Origin of the sequence: Acinetobacter sp. CIP 64.7, assembly GCF_000369745.1 — a bacterium.
Lineage (GTDB): Bacteria > Pseudomonadota > Gammaproteobacteria > Pseudomonadales > Moraxellaceae > Acinetobacter > Acinetobacter fasciculus.
Genome location: NZ_KB850178.1, coordinates 447,618 through 468,020 on the forward strand (window position 1 = coordinate 447,618; position 20,403 = coordinate 468,020).

At 43.1% G+C, this 20,403-nt stretch carries 18 protein-coding genes; 9 read left to right on the forward strand and 9 right to left on the reverse strand.

The features are described from left to right. Window positions 1-23 precede the first annotated feature (23 nt). A complete protein-coding gene (locus F890_RS04400; RefSeq protein ID WP_004279136.1) occupies window positions 24-998 on the forward strand; it encodes a lysophospholipid acyltransferase family protein in 975 nt (324 codons plus the stop codon). Here F890_RS04400 and F890_RS04405 read toward each other — a convergent pair. The 3 genes from F890_RS04405 to F890_RS04415 all read right to left on the reverse strand — a co-directional run bounded on the left by F890_RS04405 (window position 987) and on the right by F890_RS04415 (window position 5,447). Further along, window positions 987-3,449 carry a DNA internalization-related competence protein ComEC/Rec2 gene (locus F890_RS04405; RefSeq protein WP_004279137.1) on the reverse strand — a complete coding sequence of 821 codons (2,463 nt, stop codon included), beginning with the start codon at window positions 3,447-3,449 and terminating at the stop codon, window positions 987-989. The two genes, F890_RS04400 and F890_RS04405, sit on opposite strands and share 12 nt — an antisense overlap. An 86-nt stretch (window positions 3,450-3,535) precedes the next feature. Beyond that, on the reverse strand, window positions 3,536-4,219 hold the full coding sequence (lolD, locus tag F890_RS04410; RefSeq protein WP_005265821.1) for a lipoprotein-releasing ABC transporter ATP-binding protein LolD: 684 nt from the start codon (window positions 4,217-4,219) through the stop codon (window positions 3,536-3,538). After that, the gene (locus tag F890_RS04415; protein ID WP_005265823.1) at window positions 4,212-5,447 is read right to left on the reverse strand and encodes a lipoprotein-releasing ABC transporter permease subunit; all 1,236 of its coding nucleotides are present in this window, start codon (window positions 5,445-5,447) and stop codon (window positions 4,212-4,214) included. The genes lolD and F890_RS04415 overlap by 8 nt, the downstream gene beginning before the upstream one ends. Before the next feature lie 26 nt (window positions 5,448-5,473). Here F890_RS04415 and F890_RS04420 point away from each other — a divergent pair, with 26 nt between their 5' ends. Further along, window positions 5,474-6,037 carry a PilZ domain-containing protein gene (locus F890_RS04420; RefSeq protein WP_004279140.1) on the forward strand — a complete coding sequence of 188 codons (564 nt, stop codon included), beginning with the start codon at window positions 5,474-5,476 and terminating at the stop codon, window positions 6,035-6,037. Window positions 6,038-6,046: 9 nt separating this feature from the next. On the opposite strand, the gene F890_RS04425 is transcribed toward F890_RS04420, so the two are convergent. Then, on the reverse strand, window positions 6,047-6,961 hold the full coding sequence (locus F890_RS04425; protein WP_004279141.1) for a DMT family transporter: 915 nt from the start codon (window positions 6,959-6,961) through the stop codon (window positions 6,047-6,049). Between the two features lie 21 nt (window positions 6,962-6,982). After that, window positions 6,983-7,468, reverse strand: coding sequence for a YaiI/YqxD family protein (locus F890_RS04430; RefSeq protein WP_171054293.1), 486 nt, complete (start codon window positions 7,466-7,468; stop codon window positions 6,983-6,985). 249 nt (window positions 7,469-7,717) lie between these two features. On the opposite strand from F890_RS04430, the gene F890_RS04435 reads away from it, so the two are divergent. After that, the gene (locus F890_RS04435; protein WP_004279143.1) at window positions 7,718-8,650 is read left to right on the forward strand and encodes a hypothetical protein; all 933 of its coding nucleotides are present in this window, start codon (window positions 7,718-7,720) and stop codon (window positions 8,648-8,650) included. Window positions 8,651-9,060: 410 nt separating this feature from the next. On the opposite strand, the gene F890_RS19210 is transcribed toward F890_RS04435, so the two are convergent. Both F890_RS19210 and serC read right to left on the reverse strand, forming a co-directional pair. Beyond that, entirely contained in the window at window positions 9,061-9,192 is a 132-nt protein-coding gene (locus F890_RS19210) for a hypothetical protein (RefSeq protein WP_017397656.1), read from the reverse strand. A gap of 41 nt (window positions 9,193-9,233) precedes the next feature. After that, the gene (serC, locus tag F890_RS04440; RefSeq protein ID WP_005265825.1) at window positions 9,234-10,313 is read right to left on the reverse strand and encodes a 3-phosphoserine/phosphohydroxythreonine transaminase; all 1,080 of its coding nucleotides are present in this window, start codon (window positions 10,311-10,313) and stop codon (window positions 9,234-9,236) included. Between the two features lie 314 nt (window positions 10,314-10,627). Here serC and F890_RS04445 point away from each other — a divergent pair, with 314 nt between their 5' ends. From F890_RS04445 to F890_RS04465, 5 genes are all read left to right on the forward strand, one after another. Beyond that, complete coding sequence (locus F890_RS04445) at window positions 10,628-11,329, forward strand: IS1 family transposase (protein WP_004282345.1); 702 nt, start codon at window positions 10,628-10,630, stop codon at window positions 11,327-11,329. A 140-nt stretch (window positions 11,330-11,469) separates the two neighbouring features. After that, a complete protein-coding gene (locus tag F890_RS04450; RefSeq protein ID WP_005265826.1) occupies window positions 11,470-12,930 on the forward strand; it encodes a TolC family protein in 1,461 nt (486 codons plus the stop codon). 11 nt (window positions 12,931-12,941) lie between these two features. Continuing rightward, the gene (locus F890_RS04455) at window positions 12,942-14,072 is read left to right on the forward strand and encodes an HlyD family secretion protein (RefSeq protein WP_005265827.1); all 1,131 of its coding nucleotides are present in this window, start codon (window positions 12,942-12,944) and stop codon (window positions 14,070-14,072) included. Then, complete coding sequence (locus F890_RS04460; RefSeq protein ID WP_005265828.1) at window positions 14,072-15,202, forward strand: ABC transporter permease; 1,131 nt, start codon at window positions 14,072-14,074, stop codon at window positions 15,200-15,202. Before F890_RS04455 ends, F890_RS04460 begins: the two co-directional genes overlap by 1 nt. Continuing rightward, complete coding sequence (locus tag F890_RS04465; protein ID WP_005265829.1) at window positions 15,199-16,299, forward strand: ABC transporter permease; 1,101 nt, start codon at window positions 15,199-15,201, stop codon at window positions 16,297-16,299. Before F890_RS04460 ends, F890_RS04465 begins: the two co-directional genes overlap by 4 nt. 27 nt (window positions 16,300-16,326) lie before the next feature. Here F890_RS04465 and F890_RS04470 read toward each other — a convergent pair whose 3' ends face one another. Both F890_RS04470 and gyrA read right to left on the reverse strand, forming a co-directional pair. After that, the gene (locus tag F890_RS04470; RefSeq protein WP_004280487.1) at window positions 16,327-16,752 is read right to left on the reverse strand and encodes a hypothetical protein; all 426 of its coding nucleotides are present in this window, start codon (window positions 16,750-16,752) and stop codon (window positions 16,327-16,329) included. A gap of 68 nt (window positions 16,753-16,820) precedes the next feature. Then, the gene (gene gyrA, locus F890_RS04475) at window positions 16,821-19,802 is read right to left on the reverse strand and encodes a DNA gyrase subunit A (RefSeq protein ID WP_004280489.1); all 2,982 of its coding nucleotides are present in this window, start codon (window positions 19,800-19,802) and stop codon (window positions 16,821-16,823) included. 464 nt (window positions 19,803-20,266) lie between these two features. On the opposite strand from gyrA, the gene F890_RS18030 reads away from it, so the two are divergent. After that, window positions 20,267-20,403: transposase (locus tag F890_RS18030; RefSeq protein ID WP_005265830.1), on the forward strand; the 137-nt coding region annotated here is incomplete at its 3' end.

Below are 20,403 nucleotides of genomic sequence, written 5' to 3' on the forward strand. Positions count from 1 at the left end.
TTTTTTGTACTTAGACGAAATCAATGACGAAACAGGGCTCACGGAATTCAGCTTACGGATTACTCAAATACATTAGCCGCCAACCGCTTCCGGTTTCTCGCTGGATGGCCCGTATTCTGGCCTTTATTGTGAACAGTTTTAAAGTCACTAAAACTTCGGAAGTCATTCGTCTGAACCTTGAAATCAGTCTTTCAGAACTGTCTAATCAGGAACGTGAACAGATTAACCGTGCTGCGGTTCGCAATGAATTAATGTCATATTTCGAGTTCTTTACTATTTGGGGCTCAAGCAATCAGAAAAATCTTAAACGCGTTCATCGCGTTATTGGCGAAGATCTACTTCATGATGCCATTGCACAAAATAAAGGCCTCGTGTTAATCGTGCCGCATTTTGGTACCTGGGAAATTATGAATGCCTATATTGCCCAGTTCACTTCAATGACCATTATGTATAAACCTGTGAAAAATCAGGCTGCAGATCAATTTGTACGGGCTGCCCGTAGCCGGGAACAGGCGCATCTGGTACCGACTGATGAATCGGGCGTCCGTCAGATTTTTAAGGCCTTAAAACAAGGCGGTACTACGGTCATCCTGCCGGATCATACCCCGAATATCGGTGGTGAATATATTCCATATTTCGGTGTGCCTTTAGCTACGAGTAATTTGAGTGCTAAGCTGATTCAAAAGACCAAAGCGCGTGCCCTGTTTTTATATGCTCTACGTAATACTGAAGATGGATTCGATATTTTTATCGAAGCAGTTGATGAAAAAATTTATAATGGCAATGCCAATCAAGGCACACAAGTCATTATCAATAGTATTGAAAATTTAATTCGTCGCCATCCGGAACATTATCATTGGAGTTATAAACGCTTTAATGCGCATCAAGACTTGGGAAATCTCTACAAACTTGAGCATGAACAAGCTTTGGGCAAAGTAAATGCATTAAGAACTCAAGAACTACATAAAGTTTCGCCCATATTGGAATCAGTCACTTAAGGGCTGACGATACAACCACTGCCATTCATGTCGTTCGGCAGAAAGCACCAGTTTTGAGCCTTGTTGCTGGAAGTGCACACTCCCCTGTTCTGCTGTGGTCAATAAGGGAATATTAAGTGCTTTCAACCGTTGCTGGGTCAGTTGGCTCGGGTGGCCATAACGGTTAAATTTCCCAGCCGAGGCAATCGTCAATTTAGGCCGCAAAACTTCTAAAAATTGATAGGCTGAACTGTGCTGACTGCCATGATGGCCGAGTACCAGCACATCGACTTTAAGTTCCGGATAATTTTGGAGTAACTGATATTCAGTTTCCCAACCCGCATCCCCCATCAGTAAAAATTTTTGATACGGTCCGGCATTTTTAACTTGCAGATATATCACACAAGATCGGTCGTTTTTATTGAAGTTTGGCGTATTTAGCTGCTGCTGCCGAGGTGCCAGAATTTTAAAGTTAATCTCTTCAGACCATTGCCATTGCTGTCCTTCATAACAAAACTGAAAGCTTGAAGAAGTAGCGGTTTCAGGCATCTGATTGGATGACACTTGCTTGATGTTTAATTGATCTTTAATGCTGAAATAAGCACCGCTATGATCCTGATCCAGATGCGTCAAAATCAGTCGATCCAGTTCTCCAACACCTTGCACAGATAGAAACGGCATAATCACTTGCCGGCCAATACTGAATTTTTCTTCATTATAATAACCACCCATGTCAATCATCATGCTGTGTTGCCCGTCACGAATGAAGATGGCCTGTCCCTGCCCGACATCCAGAACAGACAGCTGAAATGCATGCTGATTAAGTTGAGGAATGCACAGCGGTACACAGGCAATTGCTGTCCAGCTTTTGGGCACTAAGCCACGCGGCAAAAAGACAATTAACAAGCCCAAAATACATAGAGCAATCATCCAGACATTCATGGCTACCGGAATCAGTTGTGGCGCAAACAGCCGATCAAGCAGATTCAGAAATGCCAGCAGCATATGAATAAAAATATCATTGAGCTGAAACAGCAGACTCGAAAGTGGTTCAGAGATGAAAAATAATAAAGCCGCCAGAATATCTACGGGAACTATTAGCAGGCCAATCCACGGGATGGCTACTAGGTTGCTTAGCGGGGTAATCCAAGCCACCTGCTTAAAAAACAGCATCATTAAGGGAAACAGGGCCAGAAAAATTTTCCACTGCGACTCCACTAAAACTTTCATTGCAAAATACAGACGTTGTAATGCTGTTTGTATTGTTTGATTCGGTTGCTGCTGAATGGTTTGATAGATCCGCAGCAAGACAAAACAGGCACCATAAGACAGCCAGAATGCGGCCGATAAAATACTAAAAGGATCAAAGAGCAACAATAAGGCAGCACTTAGAATCAACAGCTTTAATGGCTGCACGCTTTGCCTGAGCAACAGTGTAAAAGTCACAATCACACAAATCAGTAAAGTACGTAGCGCCGGAATTTCAAAACCGACGAAGGCACAATACAGCAGTACACAGAGCAAAAAAGGCAGACTCAAAAAATACTGCCTTGGCCATTTCAGATAAATCTGCGGCGTGTACCTTGAAATCAGATATTGCAAACTGCCACAGATGATAAAGGCAAAGATCAGGACATGTGGTCCAGAAATTGCCAATAAATGACTCATGCCAAACCGTTGAAACTGCTGTTCCGTCGCTTGATCCAGTAAACTTTCATCACCGCTTAATAGAGCCAGCAACAAGCCTTTCTGCTGTACGGGTTGTCTAGCCACAAACTCTCTTAAGGCCAGTCGCTGTTGTTCTACCCAAAGTAAAAATCGCTGACCCAAATTTTGCTGCTGACGTAGATATTTGCCATAACCTAACGCATAGAGTTGTTGCGGTTGCAGCTCTTGGATGTGCTTGATCCTAAACCCGGCCATGACATTTTGCTGTAATGCCCATTTTTCTGCATCAAAGGCACCTGGTGTGGCATAACTATGGTTAGGTCGAATCTGGCCTTGTAATAAATAGTAGTGTCCCAGTTCAAGAGTTTGTTGTTTGGTTTCATCATTTACCAAACTAGATGTGACAGAATCTGAAACTGGCAGAAAACCCATCCACTTAATTGTAGTACCGTCAGGATTAAGCACGTGCAGGGCTTGCTGGATATTCTGATCACCAAGCTTATTCAGCTCTTTGATATACACTACGATTTCTTTTTCAGCGACTTCGTGCTCTCGCTTGGATAAACGTTCAGCCAATTGCAGATTGGCATAAGCATGACCTAAAAACAGTCCCAAAAGCAGGCTTGATCCAGCGATCAACAAGCTTCGCAGCGGTGTATTCAAGATGAACTTTAATTTATGGCAACACAGATACCACAGCAGCGCAATGATCAAAACTGCCGTCCCGCTCAGTTGAACAGACAGGAAACTTTTCCCCATACAGGCAAGGCCTAAAATCCAGCCAATACATAGCCACTGCAACATTGAATCTTATTCTGTCTTGTTATTATTTTGCCCAATAATAAAGCCCACCGGAGTGAGCTTCAATCAAATGCGAATATTCTCGTTATTTATGCTTCAATCCAGAGACCATCCTGCATATGCAAAATCCGGTCGGCCGCATGCGCCAATTGTTCATCATGGGTCACAATTAGCATCGCCATATTGAACTCACGTTGTAATTCGGTCAGCAGTTCAAAAATCTTTGCTGCAGTCTTGCGATCCAGATTTCCGGTCGGTTCATCGGCCATCATCAGTTTAGGTTTACCCACTACCGCACGCGCCAAGGCTACACGCTGACGTTCACCGCCAGACAATTCACCCGGCTTATGGGTTAAACGATGCGAAAGCCCCACGCGTTCCAGCAAATATTCGGCCTGTTGTTTGGCTTCCTTGAATTTCATGTTATCGCGTAACATCAGTGGCATCGCTACATTTTCCAGTGCGGTAAATTCTGGCAACAGGTGATGGAACTGATAAACAAAGCCCAAATGCTCATTTCGCACATAACCGCGTTCTGCTTCAGACAAGGTATCAAAACGGCGGCCATTCACCATGACCTGACCCGAAGTCGGACGATCCAACCCGCCCAGAACATGTAATAAGGTACTTTTACCTGAACCACTTGAACCGACAATAGAGACAAATTCACCCGCTTTTACCTGTAGCGACAAGCCACGAATCACATCGACAGTGGATTTACCATCGGTAAAGGACTTGTGAATATTTTGGGCATCTAAAATCAGATTACTCATAACGCAATGCCTCTGCCGGTTGAATTTTTGCTGCACGTAAAGCCGGATAAATCGTCGCGACAAAACTAAGTGCCAGTGACAAGCCTACAATCACCAGAACATCTTGCCAGCGCAGATACGAAGGTAAGTAGTTAATAAAATAGGCATCAAACATATTCAGACCTAAAGTATTGTTCAGCCACCCAATAAAGCTACTGATACTGGTTGCCGCAATAATTCCGAGGATAGCTCCTGCGCAAGTTCCAATGACCCCAATCACGGTGCCTTGTACCATAAAAATTTTGGTAATGGTGGCAGGTGAAGCACCCAAAGTTCGTAAAATAGCAATGTCCGATTTTTTATCCGTCACCACCATCACCAGTGAAGACACAATATTAAATGCCGCGACTAGAACGATCAGGAATAAAAGCAGGCTGACCATGGCTTTTTCCATCTGAATCGCGCTGAACAGATTACCATGGGTATACGTCCAGTCCGAAGCATAGAAATTCGCCGGTAAATCACGCACAATTTCCTGAGACACTTGTGGTGCCAGGAAAATATCATCCAGTTTCATCCGCACACCCTGCGCACCATCCGGTAGACGCAGTAAAGTTGACGCATCATTTAAAGCGATATAACCCATCATTGAGTCGACTTCAGCACCAATACTGAAAATTCCCACGACTTTAAAACGCTTAAAACGTGGGACGACACCGGCGGGTGAAGGGGTGGCTTCTGGCAGAACCAGGGTAATATTGTCGTTTAAACCTACACCCATGGCATCGGTCATTTGCTTGCCCAAAACAATACCGAATTCACCTTTTTTAAGGCTGTCGATATTGCCCTCAACCATATGGTTTTGTATGATCGAAACTTTTTTCTCATACTCGGGTTCAATCCCGCTGACCATGATGCCAGCGACCTGACCCTGTGCGGTCAGCATACCTTGTAATTGAGTAAAAGGTGCAACCCCCTGGACATGTTCATGCTGCTCAATCTGCTTTGCAAGTTCCGGCCAATTTGTTAAAATTTGCGTCGAGGAAACAGTCGCTTGAGGTATCATTCCCAAGACACGATTTTTCAACTCTCGGTCAAAACCATTCATCACAGACAAGACTGTAATGAGGACTGCCACACCGAGTGTAAGGCCGATCATTGAGACCAACGCGATAAAAGAAATGAAGTGGTTACTACGCCGTGCGCGAGTATATTTCAACCCTATATACAGCGAGATTGGTTTGAACATAACCATCTAGTCCGAGGTAATAAATTATGGAAAATGTACAGCATCCAAACGGATTTACGGAAAGACGCGTCATGTCTCGAATCGATGCTGCCTTACGAATTAATTATCAGATTATTTCCGATGATGTTGCCTTGAATGATCCTTACGATCCTAACTTCGTGTTGCCCCGCTATTTTCTACTACTTGCAGAACTAGATCAATTTGATCATGCGGTTAACTACGAATTAGAACAATTATCTGAAAAAGATCAACAAATTGCTCGAATCTTATCCTTATTTAATCAAAAGTTAAACCTTATTACCGGTTCTTTGTATGACGCAATTGTACAAAGCATGTTACCTGTACCAGAGCAAGTGAACTTTTCAGAAACCGGTTTTAGTTTCTTTAATGAGCGCCCTATCGCTGAAGGCACCTATCTGCACGTGACTTTGAGTCATCCGGAAAATTTCTTCCATATTGCAGCAACCGCTCAGGTGGCCTACAGTCGCGAAGAAGAAAATGGCAAATATCGGACTGGTGCATATTTTATTACCATGCATCCCCAAGACCGTGTCAAACTGGGTGAATGCGTCAAGGCTCACTTTGTTTAAATTACTGCTTTAGTCAGTGCTGCTGGGTGATGAAAGGCGAGCGTTATAGCTCGCTTTAATTTCTCTGGAAAAATATAACAACAAACCAGCCAGTAAGATAACGACGCCAAAGACTGCTCCACCCGATAATTTTTCATCATTCAGAATCACCCCGACAAATAAGGCCAGCATCGGCGTCAATACGGTGGTCAATGACAAAGTGGTCGCCTTGATTTTCTGCACCAGTTTAAAATAACAGAACATCGCAATCAGGGAAGCCATGATTACAGCATAACTGAGTCCAATCAGCGATTTAGCCTGCGGAATCTGGGTCGGTGCAAATTGCCAGATAAACGGCAACATGGCACAGGCCATGACCGCTGAAACTGCAATAGAACCCGCAGCTTGCGCCATGGGTTCTAAAGGTGCATTGACTTTTTTCACCCAGAACATCGAAACACAGTAAATAAAAACACTGAGCAACATCAGGCCTATGCCAATCGGCTGAACATGCTGGTCTTTACCACCCACACAGATAATGCCCAGCCCCAGCAGCGCAATCGCCATACCTCCCCACTGCGAAGGATACAGCTTGAGCTGAAATACAAAACGGCCAATCAATCCGGTAATAATCGGTGCCAGACCGAACATTAGGGCAATAATGCCTGAACTCAAATAATCCGTGGCCAGATAAGTGAAAATCTGTGAGCCGATAAAACTGCATGCGCCAGCCAAATAACTGTGCATGGATAATTTATCTAAGGGAAAACGGGTTTTAAATAGCCACAACAAGGCAAATGCAAAAGGCAAAGCCAAAAAGAAACGCAATGCCAAAGCCCAGAGCGGATGCAAATCCGTCACACTCCAGACAATCGCCAGCGGTGTCGTCGCCCAGATAAAAACCAATAAAAGATAGGTGGCAATCATATTGGTTTGTGTGGGCATGCGAGTCACTCTGAATAAGGCTTAAAGCGCAGAAGTTTTACGTTTTTGTTTTTGGATGGTCTGATCGAGTGCGCTGGAAAATTCGCGTTTATCCCGTTCTGAAATCGGTGGCGGACCGCCCGTTTGCACGCCTGCACCGCGTAAGCTGTCCATAAAATCGCGCAGATGTAAGCGCGCTTTGACATTGGCCGTAGTATAAATTTCACCACGGGGATGAATCGCAATTCCGCCTTTTTCAATCACTTCCGCAGCCAAGGGAATATCTTGGGTCATGACAATATCATGCTCTTTCATGCGCAGAATAATTTCTTTATCTGCAGCATCCGCCCCACTCATCACCTGAATTGAATTAATTCTGACCGAAGGAGTTATTCCGACTGGTTGATTGGCGACAAAAGTGACTTCCAGCTGATAGCGATCCGAAGCACGAATAATCACATCTCGCAGCATACGGGGCAATGCATCGGCATCGACCCAAAGTTTGAATGGCAACACAGGGCTTCCCATTAAGGTATTAATCATGGTTATTCTAGCAAATTGAGACGATCAGGTTGATGATTAAATCGCTCCATTTTCATTGCATCTGCCCTCTTTATTTTAAAAAGTATGTGCCTGGTAAAACTGGCGTGATTCACACGAGAAAAAAATTGACTTCATTTGACTGGCATTTTAATTTTAAAATTCATTCGATTGACTTGAAAAATCGCAATGACCCTCGATTAACTATAAATACATCATCCAAGATCAATTGTGCATATGAAAAATCAGAATAGCCCAGAGATCATCACCATTGATGATCAAAATTTCGGTAGTCATGTCGAACACTGGACCTTGCTCACCGACAACCCTGGCACAGATGTACCACGGTGGTTAGGCAAAGCTCTTGATGAACCAATTATGCCGATGGGCCTTTGTACACAAGAATGTGATATGGATGCAGAGACCTGGCTGATTCAGGGACCGAGCAAAGCTGCGGTACAGTTGAGTCAGGTGATTGCCGTCGAAAACAACAAACCTCAAGCGGTAAAAACTGCATTTCCATGCTTTGACAGTCCTTATCAGGTGAAAGCCACGATTGACCGGATTATTAGCTGTAAATCCAATACTCAGGCTGTATTGCGCCTGAATCTGGGTGCTAACAATATTATTTACGCTTTCGATAGCCTGTATAGCGTCAATCACCCGCATTATGAAAAAGACCAGTCCTATGTGGTGAATCTGAATGGCTGGGCCTATGAACTTGAAGCGGTTGCAGATCATGAACATCTGGTGGTCGATGATCCGGCTTCGATCAAGCACCACCGTGCCTTGAATGATATTCTGGCTGCCAATAACGGTGTAGCTCCGGACAATTTGCAGGAACAGATTGATGCCTGGCAGCCGCAGTCTGAAGAAGATAAAGAACCTGTCACTGTAGATTTTTCTAAAATGGTGGCCTACCTATACGGCGAAACCATGGGTCAGGAAGATGAAGCCTGGTTTCAGGGCAATATTGTCGGTAAAACCACCATGCAATTTATGGATCAGGACTACACCCTGTATGATGTCACCCTGATTCATGACGAAGGCCAGCCTGCGACCTTGATCCGGATTGCAACGCGGAATGACCAGTACAAAAACTTCCAGATTGGTCAGTATATCCGTGGCAACTTGTGGATTCAGGCCAATATTTATAGAAAAGCGGCCTAAGTTCAAACATATAAAGAAGATATTCATTTTGATGGGTATCTTCTTTTAATCCATCTATCTTCTTATTTGTCATTTTAATTTTTGATTATTTTTTATACATATTTTCTGGCTTAATAATCTATTTAAATTCATTAAAAACCGAGTTATCCACATTTTTAAATTCAAATAAATTCATTTTAAATATTTAAAATAATCTTAAAAATCTTGTAAAAATAAGCGTTTGATTTCTCATATAAATAATCTGTTGTCATGCAAATCTGATATTTAAATAAAATGAAAATTTATCCTCTTTAATTAAAAATGTACTTTATTTAATCAATTTTTTATGATAAAAATACTCACAACAAATTAGTATTAACGATAAATAGATCGGACAATAAATATCTATGAAAATCGTGCAAGAAGAAACATTACAACAGGTCGAGCATCATCTTAGCTCCCGCTATAATATTGATATGATGTCCTGCCTTTTTTTCATGTTGGGGATGCTGATCTGCGGATTCATCCTGCATACTTTTATTTTCTAAAATTATTGTACTCATAAAAAAAACCCAGCCTGTGCTGGGTTTTTTCGTTTCAGGAATTAACCATTGCGTTTGGCAAAGTCATCCATAAAGTTCACCAATGCCTGCACGCCTTCTAAAGGCACAGCATTATAAATACTTGCGCGCATACCACCCACTGAACGGTGACCGGCAAGATTCAATAAATGCTGCGCTTCGGCTTCTTTCAGGAACTGTTTCTCAAGATCAGCATTGGCCAAGGTAAATGGTACATTCATGATTGAACGGTTTGCTTTTGCGATTGGATTCGCATAGAAATCGCTTTGATCAATATAACCATAAAGCAAGTTAGCTTTTTCAAGGTTCACCTTGTGCATGGCCTCTACGCCACCATTTTCCAGTAACCACTCGAATACCAGACCAGATAAGTACCATGCATAAGTTGATGGTGTGTTGACCATTGAGCCATTTTTCGCTTGATCTGCATATTTCAAGATGCTTGGAATTTCAGGTTTAGCTTGATCAAGTAGATCATCACGAATGATCACCAGCGTTAAGCCAGCAGGCCCGATATTCTTTTGCGCGCCAGCATAGATCAAACCAAATTTAGAGACCTCTAAGGGTGCAGATAAAATGCTTGATGAATAGTCGCACACTAATGGCTTATCTGTTTCAGGAATTGAAGCAAATTGCAGACCGCCAATGGTTTCATTATCGGCATAATGCACATAAGCTGCATCATCAGAAAGATTCCATTCGCTTTGGGCACTGATCGCATATTTTCCATCAATTTGGATACCTGCTTTTACAACATTGATATCGCCATAACGTTGCGCTTCTTTCAAAGCTTTTTCAGACCAGATGCCGGTATCGATATAGTCTGCTTTGTTGTTTTTGCCAAGCAAGTTCAATGGAATTGCCGAGAACTGTAGTGATGCCCCACCCTGCAAGAACAATACTTTGTAGTTCTCAGGAATATTCATGAGTTTGCGCAGGTCTGCTTCCGCTTTTTCAGCCATGGCAACATAGTCGGCACTACGGTGGCTCATTTCCATGATCGAAAGACCTTTGCCATGCCAGTCAAGCATTTCAGCTTGAGCTTTTTCAAGTACGGCAGTCGGTAATGCAGCAGGACCAGCACAGAAGTTGTACGCGCGCATGATTTTTCCTTTCAGAGTGAAACACAATAAAATGATGGCATTTAACCATATCTGGCAGGGTCTTGCACAAAATTATTTCAATCTATGAGTCAAGATAGAGTCAAAAAATCAATGTAGATTCACAAGATAAATTGACCAGTATTTTAACCTGCTGTTTTTATCATCTTTGCACTCACAATTGAAAATATTCAAGATTAAGCCTTTTTTTAATTCTGGATATTCTCTCAAAAACAGCCGATAAGTATTTGAAATACAGGGTGGTGTTTCAAAAAGTATGCTGAAAAAAACAATATGGCTTTTGATAAAATAGAGGTATGAAAATAACGCTACAAATCAAATGTCCTACCTGTCTAAGTAACAATATAAAGAGAAATGGCATCAAAGTAGATGGGAAACAAAACCATCAGTGCAAAGATTGCAAACGTCAGTTTATTGGTGATCATGCATTAAGCTATCAAGGGTGTAACTCAGGTATTACCGGCAAGATATTACATTTGATGGTCAGAGGAAGCGGTGTTAGAGATATTGCTGAAGTCGAGCGTATCAGCATTGGCAAGGTATTACGAACCTTAAGTGAATCGATCTATCAGATTCAGCCTAAACAAAGCCACTACGAATGTCTTGAAGTCGATGAACTTTGGACTTTTGTAGGGAATAAGAAAAATAAACAATGGCTTATTTATGCCTACCATCGAGAATCTGGAGAAATTGTTGCTTATGTTTGGGGTAAGCGGGATTTAGCAACGGTTCAACGTCTTAAAGCTAGACTTAAAAAGCTTGGGGTTCAATATGCTCGAATTGCGAGTGATCATTGGGATAGTTTTATCACAGCATTTCAATGTTGCAAGCAAGTGATCGGTAAGTTTTTTACCGTCGGTATTGAAGGTAACAATTGTAGAATTCGTCATCGAATCAGGCGTGGATTTAGGAGAAGTTGCAACTTTTCTAAAAAGCTCGAAAATCATTTTAAAGCCTTTGATTTGACTTTCTTTTACCTTAATAACGGATTTGTTTAACGCCAGCATACTTTTTGAAACACCACCGAAATACAGATGTAAAAGAAACAATACTATAACTTTACACTAGTTCTATCTGCGAACCTTTGATTTATACTAGCCGGATAACATCACCGGCTTTAAATCAGTTTAGCGACTTTATGAACTTAAAGAAAAATAAAAGACAGCTTGTCTGGGGTTTAAATCTGCTTGCATCGATGATGTATGGCAGCTTTGCTCATGCGCAGAGCATCAGCTTTCAGGACGCTGAACGTCAGTTGTTGCAAAATTCTTATAGCAGCCAAGCTTATCAAAGTCTGGAGCAGGCTTCAAAACTTGAAGCTGAAGCAGTGAAAGGTATAGGTCTGCCGAGAGTCGATCTGAATGTTCGTGCGTATGCCTTTCATAATGAACTCGATCTGCCTTTAGGTGCATTAAAAAATAATTTAGAGCAATCCTTAACGAATGGTGTCAATAATAGAATTGATGAACTGAACTTAGGGGGTCTGGCTGACCCGCTAAAAAATAGTTTAAGACAACCTATTCAAAATGGGGTGGGCTTAATTCCTGATAGTTCGCATGTCGTGCTGGATGATCAGGTGATTCGCCCGACGGTTTCAGTCATGATGCCGCTTTATACCGGTGGACTGACAAGCAGCGCTAAAGAAATCGCCAATATTCAGGTCGGTCGTAGTCAGCTCAGCAACAAACAGCAGCAAGACACGCAGCGTTTTGAACTGATTCAAAGTTATTTTAATGTACAGCTTCAAAAGCAACTACATGCAGCAGCACTATTTAACCTGAATGCCATGCAACAGCATTATCGCAATGCCTTAAAGATGGAACAGCAAGGTTTTATCAGTAAAGGCCAGCGCATGCAATTTGAAGTGGCACGCAATAATGCCGAGCGCAGCCAGCAAAATACGCAAGCCAATTTGAATGCTGCCCTGTTCCAGCTGAATAATCTGCTTCAGGAAAGTAGCATCACCGAACTTTCGACGCCTTTATTTGTCAATAAAACCGAGCCACAGGCCTTAAATCATCTGCTGAAAACCTTTAGTCAGAACTCTGTGCTGATTCAAAAAATGCAGCTGGATACTCAATTAGCTCAAGCCAATGTCAAAGCCCAGCAAGCAGCGAAAAAACCGAATGTTTTTGCTTTTGGCGAATATAGTCTGGATCAAAATGAAAACTGGATTGTCGGGGTGGCTGCCCGTTATAACTTATTTTCCGGAATTGATAAAAATAAAAATATTCAGGCTGCCGAACTCAAACGCTCTGCTACAGAACTGCTTACTGCACGCACCCAGCAGGAAATTGAAAATCTGATTTATAAATCTTATAGCGAAGCACTCAGTGCACAGCAAAGTGATGCGCTTCTGGCACAAAACTTGAAAGCCGCACAGGAAAATTTACGCATCCAAGAATTGTCCTTTAAAGAAGATATGGGCACCGCCACACAGGTCATCGATGCACAAAATGTGCTGAGTGGACTACGAGCCGAAACTGCCTTGAATGCCTACAAATATGTGATGTCACTGGCCACCCTATTACAAAGCCATGGCTCGATTGCAGAATTTCCCAACTACATTCAACATACCAACACTCACTATATTCGCTAATGGAGCCGAACATGAACGAAGATCAAAAATCCAATGATCCTGTGAATGAAGCGGCTTCATCCAGCGATACAGAAAAATCTCCTGTACAACAGGTAGAAACAAAAACTGGAATAGAAAATAACGCAGCGACTTCGACAGAGCATGAACAACCCGCTGAAATCGCTAAAAAGAAAAAATATTTATTGCTCGCCCTGATTCCAGTTCTGCTGGCAGTCATCGCATTTGGATTATGGAAAAGCTACCAACCGGCTCCGCTGGAATTGCAGGGTCGTGTAGAAGCTGAAACGGTCCAGGTGGCGACCAAAGTGCCGAGCCGCATTGAAGAAATTTATGTAGAAGAAGGTCAGCGGGTCAAAAAAGGCGATGTACTGGTGCGCTTAAACAGCCCGGAAATTCAGGCCAAAAAACAGCAAGCCGCAGCGGCTTTACAATCTGCGCTGGCCTTACAATCGACTGCTGAACGTGGCTCGCAAGAAGAAAATATCGCGAGCCTGTATGCCAACTGGCAATCGCTGAAAGCACAGCAAAATTTAGCCAAAGTTTCTTATGAGCGTGGTGCAAATTTATTTAAGGAAGGTGTGATCTCACGCCAGCGCCGTGATGAATTATTTGCAGCCAGTCAATCAGCGGCGCAAATGACTGAAGCGGCGTATCAGCAATACGCACGTGCCAAACGTGGCAGCACCTCGCAGCAAAAGAGTTCTGCCGATGCACAGGTAGATATTGCCCAGGCTGCGCTGGATGAAGCCAATGCTTTAGAGGCAGAAACCCAATTAGTTGCACCTGTAAACGGAACGGTGTCTAAAACCTATGGAAAAGTCTCGGAGCTGGTAGCCACCGCAGTCCCTGTGGTCAGCCTGATTGAAGATCAAATGTGGGTAAGCCTGAATATTCGTGAAGACCAATATGCCCCATTTCAGAAAATGAGCAGCATTGAAGGTTATATTCCTGCCCTAGATAAAACCGCCACTTTTAAAATCAAGCAGATCAGTGCCGAGGGTGAATTTGCCACCATTAAAACTACACGCCAAACCGGCGGTTATGATGTACGAAGTTTTAAGCTGCATCTTGTGCCCACACCAGCGATTCCTGAACTCAAAGTCGGGATGAGCGTGTTATTTAAACTGAAAGAGACCCGATAATGTGGACGGGTATATGGCGCGAACTGCGCTATCTGCTCAACGAAAAATGGGATCTGTGTCTGGTCACGCTCGCACCTGCACTGGTGATTATTTTATTCAGCAGCATGTTTGCTCAAGGGAAACCGGATCATTTACCGATTGCGATTATTGATCAAGACCAGAGTGCGCTGAGTCAAAGCATTTATCAACATGTGGCGCTGAATCATACTCTTAAAATTGCTACGGTGTCGGAACAAACAGCTGAAATTGAGCGCCTGTTAAATCAAAATAAAATTTGGGGTTATATCCATATTCCAAGCGGTGCCGAGCAACGTCTGGTTCGTGCCCAGGATGCTGACATCAGTATTGCCTTTAACCAGAGTTATTTCAGTATCGGAAATACCATCTCCTCTGCCATGCTGGTCAGTACCCTACAAGCACTGGCTGAATTTGGCGGACAGCAATATCTGGGCAACCGGCTGCCTTCTCTCGAAGCACCGTCACCGCATATCAAAATATCGCCACTGTATAATCCGCAGCTGAATTATGAATTCTATCTGGAACCCTATGTCATTCCGGCAATTCTGCATTTACTACTGTGTTGTTGTGTGGCATTTTCCGTCGGTCAGGAACTGAAGCGGCAGACCTTAACAAGCTGGATTAGCAACTCATCCATCTGGATGGCATTGCTGTCTAAGAACCTGGTCTATGTGGCTATTTTTAGTCTATGGACCTGGATCTGGATGTTCTGGCTGATTGAAATTCGCGGCTGGTTTGTTGCCGGTTCGCTCAGCCTGATTCTATCGGCACAATTTCTGCTATATAGCGCCTATGCATTTTTAAGCAGTGCAGTGGTTCTGGCGACCAAAGATTTAAGTAAATCTTTTGGCATCATTGCGGTCTATGGCGGTTCATCTTTAAGTTTTGCCGGTGTGACTTTACCTTTAAATAATGCGCCCCTATTCACCCAGTTTTGGTCCAATATTATTCCGTTCACGCCCTATGCCAAATTACAAACTGAACAATGGGTGATTGGTAGTCCATTGCATATTTCACTGCAAGCTGGATTAATGCTGCTGATCTATGCCCTAGTCTACGCTCTGCTGGCTTATCTGTTTCTTAAAAAAATCGCCAAAGGAGCAACACCATGAAATCCCTTTGGTTTTACTATCTACAAAGCTTTAAAGATATCGTCAGTCACGGCACGATCTTTACCACGCTGATTCTATCCGTCTTGTTTTACAGCTTTTTTTATCCAACCGCTTATCAGGCACAGCAGGCTGAAGCCTTACCGATTATTATTGTCGATGAAGAACAAAGTAACTTAACCACCCGTATTATTGGTCAGGTGGCACAAAGCCCCAATGTCGAAATTCAGGCAATTACCGGCAATTTCGCCGAAGCCAAACAATGGGTGGAGTCACAAAAAGCCGATGGCATTTTACTGCTGCCGGACAATTTATCGCAAAGCTTAAGGCATGGTGAAACAGGCGGAATTGGACTGTATTTAAGCACGGCCAACTTTTTAGTGACCAAACAAATTGGTCTGGGCTTAGCTACATCAGTTGAGCAAACTTTGGCAGATTATACTGAACGCTTTGGCAAGGTCTCGGATTTTTCACCTGCCCTTTCTGTGCATCAAATTCCTTTATTTAATCCGCTATCCGGCTATGGCAGCTATGTCTTTCCTGCGGTTGCACCTTTAATTATTCACCAAACCATTCTTTTGGGTTTGAGTATGCTGATTTTGGTATATCGGGAAAGAAAAGTAGAATTAAACGCAAATGCATTGATTGGGATGTGTTTAGCGGTCTTTACTATTGGCTGTCTGGGATGTTTCTATTTATTCGGCTTTAGCTTCTGGCTATTTGATTATCCGCGCGGTGGCAACCTGTTCGGGATGCTACTGGCTGTTCCGGTTTTTATCTACACAATAATTGGCATGACCTGCCTATTTGCCAGTTTTCTGGATCTGCCGGAACGTGCGGGGCATGTGATTGTATTCACTTCTATTCCACTGTTCTTTTTATCTGGTGCGGCCTGGCCGCATGCTGCCATGCCCACCTGGATGCAAGTCGTTGGCGAAATCCTGCCCTCTACCCAAATTGTGCAGATGTTTATTCAACTCAATCAGATGGGTGTGCCTACCGCACTGGTCTTGCCTAAACTGCTCTATCTTGGAATGATCGGCAGCTTGTGTTTTTTCTTGGCTTATCGACGTTTAATTTCTGGTCATCAAAGCAGATAGAACATTATAGCAATGCGCCTATTCCACTTATTTACTTGATTCGCCAAAGACCTGAATATTGAAATTACGAATCTTGTTGCTACCATTCGGCTTATCAAAACTCACATCATACTGAACCAGATTCTCCGGATAGGCAATTTCATAACTGACCTTATATTGTCCAGGCTGATTGGTTGCTTCTTCAATCTCTTTGGTCATTAAAGTCTTAGACTTGTATTCACCTTGAGGAATTGAACGTGAAAAGCGTTTCATCAGCTTTTCATTATCCTTAAACTGGGTTTGCAACTGCGGTTCTAACTGATCCAGAAATTCCTCATATTTCCCGTCACGCAAATCCTCATAAGCCAGCTGTGCCGCCTTTTCCTGTTCAGGACTCGGATTCGGAATATTGTCCATTGAATTACAGCCAGTCAATGCAACCGCTGCTGCCAACAACATTAATTTGGTTTTCATCGCTTACCCTTATGCAGTCAAGGTTTATAAAAAAGGACGCCGAAGCGCCCTTTTTATCAGTAAAAAACTTATTCTTCTACTGAATTTTCACCATCTTTTGCAACTTGCTCAGTTTCAGCTGCTACATCTGTTTCTGCTACTAAAGATTCTGCACCTTCAATCGCTTCAACAAACTCATCTTCTTCAACCGCTTCGATTGAAACGACACCAACCAGCAATTCCTCATTACCTAGGCGGATCAGACGAACACCCTGTGCGTTACGACCGGTTTGCGCCACTTCAGATGCACGGGTACGAACCAGCGTACCGCCATCAGAGATTAGCATCAGTTCTTTAGAAGCATCGATGGCAACAGCGCCCACCAATTGACCGTTACGTTCAGAGGTCTTGATCGCAATCACGCCCTTACCGCCACGTTTCTTGGTCGGGAAATCATCTACTGGAGTACGTTTACCATAACCGTTTTCAGATGCACACAGTACTTCGCCAGTTTCAGGTACAACAACCAGTGATACGATTCGGCTAATCAATGCTGAATCTGAACCATCTTCGTCATCAGACTCGATCTCAGTTTCGTCATTTTCTTCTAGCTGTGCAGCTGCACCAATGGTCACGCGCATACCACGTACACCTTTGGCAGAACGGCCCATTGAACGTACATCCGTCTCAGCGAAGCGAATGGCTTTACCTTCGTTCGAGAACAACATGATTTGCTGTTCGCCATCAGTAATCGCCACACCAATGAGGGTATCGTCACCATTCAACTCAATCGCACGTAAACCGTTTGAACGAACATTCGAGAACTGCTCAAGCTCTACACGTTTAATCGTACCGTATTCGGTTGCCATAAACACATAGAAGTTTTTACGTACCGCTTCAGCCTGCTGAGCAAAGTCATTGATGATGTCATCATCAAGATCTGTTGCAGAAAGCTCCAAGCCCAACTGTTTCAATTGAATACGCAATGCATCAGAAATATCATCCGCACCATCTTCAGATTCTGTCAGCGCTGCTTCAAGCTCGGCAAAATGAGCATTGATCACTTCATTGGCTTGCAACTGCGCTGCATTGGCTTTGACAAATGCCTTGAAGGCAGCCAGACGTTCTTTGAATTTCTTCGGCGCGTCAATCACAGGCAAGATCGCAGTAATGGTCTCGTTTTCATCCAGTGGCAACAAATTCACCATTGGGCGACCTTTCGCACCACGTGATGCTTGCGGCACTTCATAGACTTTCAGACGATAGACCTTACCAACATTGGTAAAGCAAAGTACCGTCGCATGACTTGACGTCACAATCAGATGTTGAATGTAATCATCTTCTTTCATGCTGGTCGCAGACTTACCACGGCCACCACGACGCTGTGCAGCGTAGTCAGACAATGGTTGAGTTTTCGCATAACCTGATTTCGATACCGTCAGCACCATTTGCTCTTCAGGAATCAGATCTTCACGAGAGAAATCGATACGTGACTCGACAATCGACGTTTTACGTGCATCGCCATACTGCTGAAGAATTAATGCCAATTCTTCACGAATCACGTTCATCAACAGATTAAAGTCATTCAAAATTGCAGTCAGTTCAGCAATTTGTGACAGGATTTCACTATATTCAGCATGTAACTTGTCTTGTTCCAGACCAGTTAAACGATGCAAGCGAAGTTCCATAATTGCATTCACCTGGGTTGGTGACAAACGATAAATCTCGCCATCCAAACCAAACGGGCGACTTGGGTCTTCACCTTCAATCTCATCCGGACGCACAGAAACTGAACCGGCTTTTTCCAACAAGGCCAAAACACCGCCACCTGCCCACTCACCTGCCTGCAAACGCTCACGCGCTTCAGCCGGATTTGCAGAACTCTTGATGGTTTCGATGATGGCATCAATATTTGCCAGAGCAACGGTTAAACCTTCCAAGATATGACCACGTTCACGCGCTTTGCGTAATTCGAACATGGTACGACGCGTGACTACTTCCTGACGGTGACGGATAAACGCGGCAATGATGTCTTTCAGGTTCATCAATTTTGGTTGGCCATTGTCCAGGCAAACCATATTGATGCTGAAAGAGTTTTCAAGTTGCGTGTTCTGGAACAGGTTGTTCACGATCACTTCAGCGTTTTCACCGCGCTTCAGGTCAATCGCGATACGCATACCGTCTTTGTCAGACTCGTCACGAAGCTCTGAAATGCCTTCCAGTTTTTTCTCTTTGACCAGTTCAGCAATACGCTCAATGGTTTTTGCTTTATTGACCTGATATGGAATTTCAGTGAAGACAATCGTGGTACGGCCATTCTTCGGATCTTCTTCGAAATGGTACTTACCACGGATATGCAAACGGCCCTTACCGGTACGGTATGCATCGACGATGCCTGATTTACCGTAAATGATACCGCCTGTCGGGAAATCCGGACCAGAAATATGTTCCATCAACCCTTCGATACTGATCTGAGGATCATTAGCATAGGCCAGACACGCATTCACCACTTCAGTCATGTTATGCGGCGCCATATTGGTCGCCATACCGACTGCAATACCGGTAACACCATTAATCAATAAGTTCGGTACACGGGTTGGCATGACTTGAGGAATACGCTCAGAGCCATCGTAGTTGTCTTCCCACTCGACGGTATCTTTTTCAAGATCCGCTAACAGTTCGTGGGTCAGTTTACGCATACGTACTTCGGTATAACGCATGGCTGCTGCGCTATCGCCATCGACCGAACCGAAGTTACCTTGACCATCAACCAATTGGTAACGCAAGCTGAAATCTTGCGCCATACGTACAATGGTTTCGTATACGGCAGAATCACCATGCGGGTGATATTTACCAATCACGTCACCGACTACACGTGCAGACTTTTTATAAGCTTTGTTATAGTCATTGCCTAATTCGTGCATTGCGAAAAGCACACGACGATGAACAGGTTTTAAACCATCTCGTACATCGGGCAATGCACGTGACACAATCACGCTCATCGCATAATCGAGATATGAGCTTTTAAGTTCATCCTCAATGGCAATCGGTCTAATTTCCGATACGCTCATGCATACTCCTTATTCTACAAGCCAATTTTGGCTTGTATTTATATGTCGTAAAACTAGCAAAATCATTAACTCAAACGACTGAGTTAAAAACTAAAATACAGCCCTAAATTATAGCATAAACACTTGTATTTTTGTGTCGAAATATTCAGCTTAACCTTGTTAATTATCTTCATTTTAGTGATCATTTTCTTGTTATTTGAAAACCGAAAATTAGCGCATCCAGACAGGATTTTTCAATACCTCAAATTTTGAGAAATACAGTACTACAAAAACAAAATGCGCCAATCAACTGGCGCATCTTCATCGTTTTTTCTATATTTTTATTGTGCCTGGTTCAGTACTTTACGATAGCTCAGCACAGCCACAATCAATAAAACTGGCAATAACATTTCTACCCCTTCCTCAATGGTCATAATCATGATTTGAGTATAGTCAAATCATTATAAAACTAATACAATGGTGCAATGAGTTATTCAGAACATTTTAGACGTAAAATTTTAGCTAAGCTTGAGGAAGGTTATTCTATTCGAGCGGTAGCTGCACAATTTGAAATTAATAAAAATACCATTGTTGAATGGAAGAAACGTATAGAGATTAAAAA

Bases quoted from the DNA above. Each gene is read 5' to 3' on its own strand.
- F890_RS04400 (WP_004279136.1), top strand. From the start codon at position 24: ATGACGAAACAGGGCTCACGGAATTCAGCTTACGGATTACTCAAATAC.
- F890_RS04405 (WP_004279137.1), bottom strand. From the start codon at position 3,449: ATGTTGCAGTGGCTATGTATTGGCTGGATTTTAGGCCTTGCCTGTATG.
- lolD (WP_005265821.1), bottom strand. From the start codon at position 4,219: ATGAGTAATCTGATTTTAGATGCCCAAAATATTCACAAGTCCTTTACC.
- F890_RS04415 (WP_005265823.1), bottom strand. From the start codon at position 5,447: ATGTTCAAACCAATCTCGCTGTATATAGGGTTGAAATATACTCGCGCA.
- F890_RS04420 (WP_004279140.1), top strand. From the start codon at position 5,474: ATGGAAAATGTACAGCATCCAAACGGATTTACGGAAAGACGCGTCATG.
- F890_RS04425 (WP_004279141.1), bottom strand. From the start codon at position 6,961: ATGCCCACACAAACCAATATGATTGCCACCTATCTTTTATTGGTTTTT.
- F890_RS04430 (WP_171054293.1), bottom strand. From the start codon at position 7,468: ATGGGAAGCCCTGTGTTGCCATTCAAACTTTGGGTCGATGCCGATGCA.
- F890_RS04435 (WP_004279143.1), top strand. From the start codon at position 7,718: ATGAAAAATCAGAATAGCCCAGAGATCATCACCATTGATGATCAAAAT.
- F890_RS19210 (WP_017397656.1), bottom strand. From the start codon at position 9,192: ATGAGTACAATAATTTTAGAAAATAAAAGTATGCAGGATGAATCCGCA.
- serC (WP_005265825.1), bottom strand. From the start codon at position 10,313: ATGCGCGCGTACAACTTCTGTGCTGGTCCTGCTGCATTACCGACTGCC.
- F890_RS04445 (WP_004282345.1), top strand. From the start codon at position 10,628: ATGAAAATAACGCTACAAATCAAATGTCCTACCTGTCTAAGTAACAAT.
- F890_RS04450 (WP_005265826.1), top strand. From the start codon at position 11,470: ATGAACTTAAAGAAAAATAAAAGACAGCTTGTCTGGGGTTTAAATCTG.
- F890_RS04455 (WP_005265827.1), top strand. From the start codon at position 12,942: ATGAACGAAGATCAAAAATCCAATGATCCTGTGAATGAAGCGGCTTCA.
- F890_RS04460 (WP_005265828.1), top strand. From the start codon at position 14,072: ATGTGGACGGGTATATGGCGCGAACTGCGCTATCTGCTCAACGAAAAA.
- F890_RS04465 (WP_005265829.1), top strand. From the start codon at position 15,199: ATGAAATCCCTTTGGTTTTACTATCTACAAAGCTTTAAAGATATCGTC.
- F890_RS04470 (WP_004280487.1), bottom strand. From the start codon at position 16,752: ATGAAAACCAAATTAATGTTGTTGGCAGCAGCGGTTGCATTGACTGGC.
- gyrA (WP_004280489.1), bottom strand. From the start codon at position 19,802: ATGAGCGTATCGGAAATTAGACCGATTGCCATTGAGGATGAACTTAAA.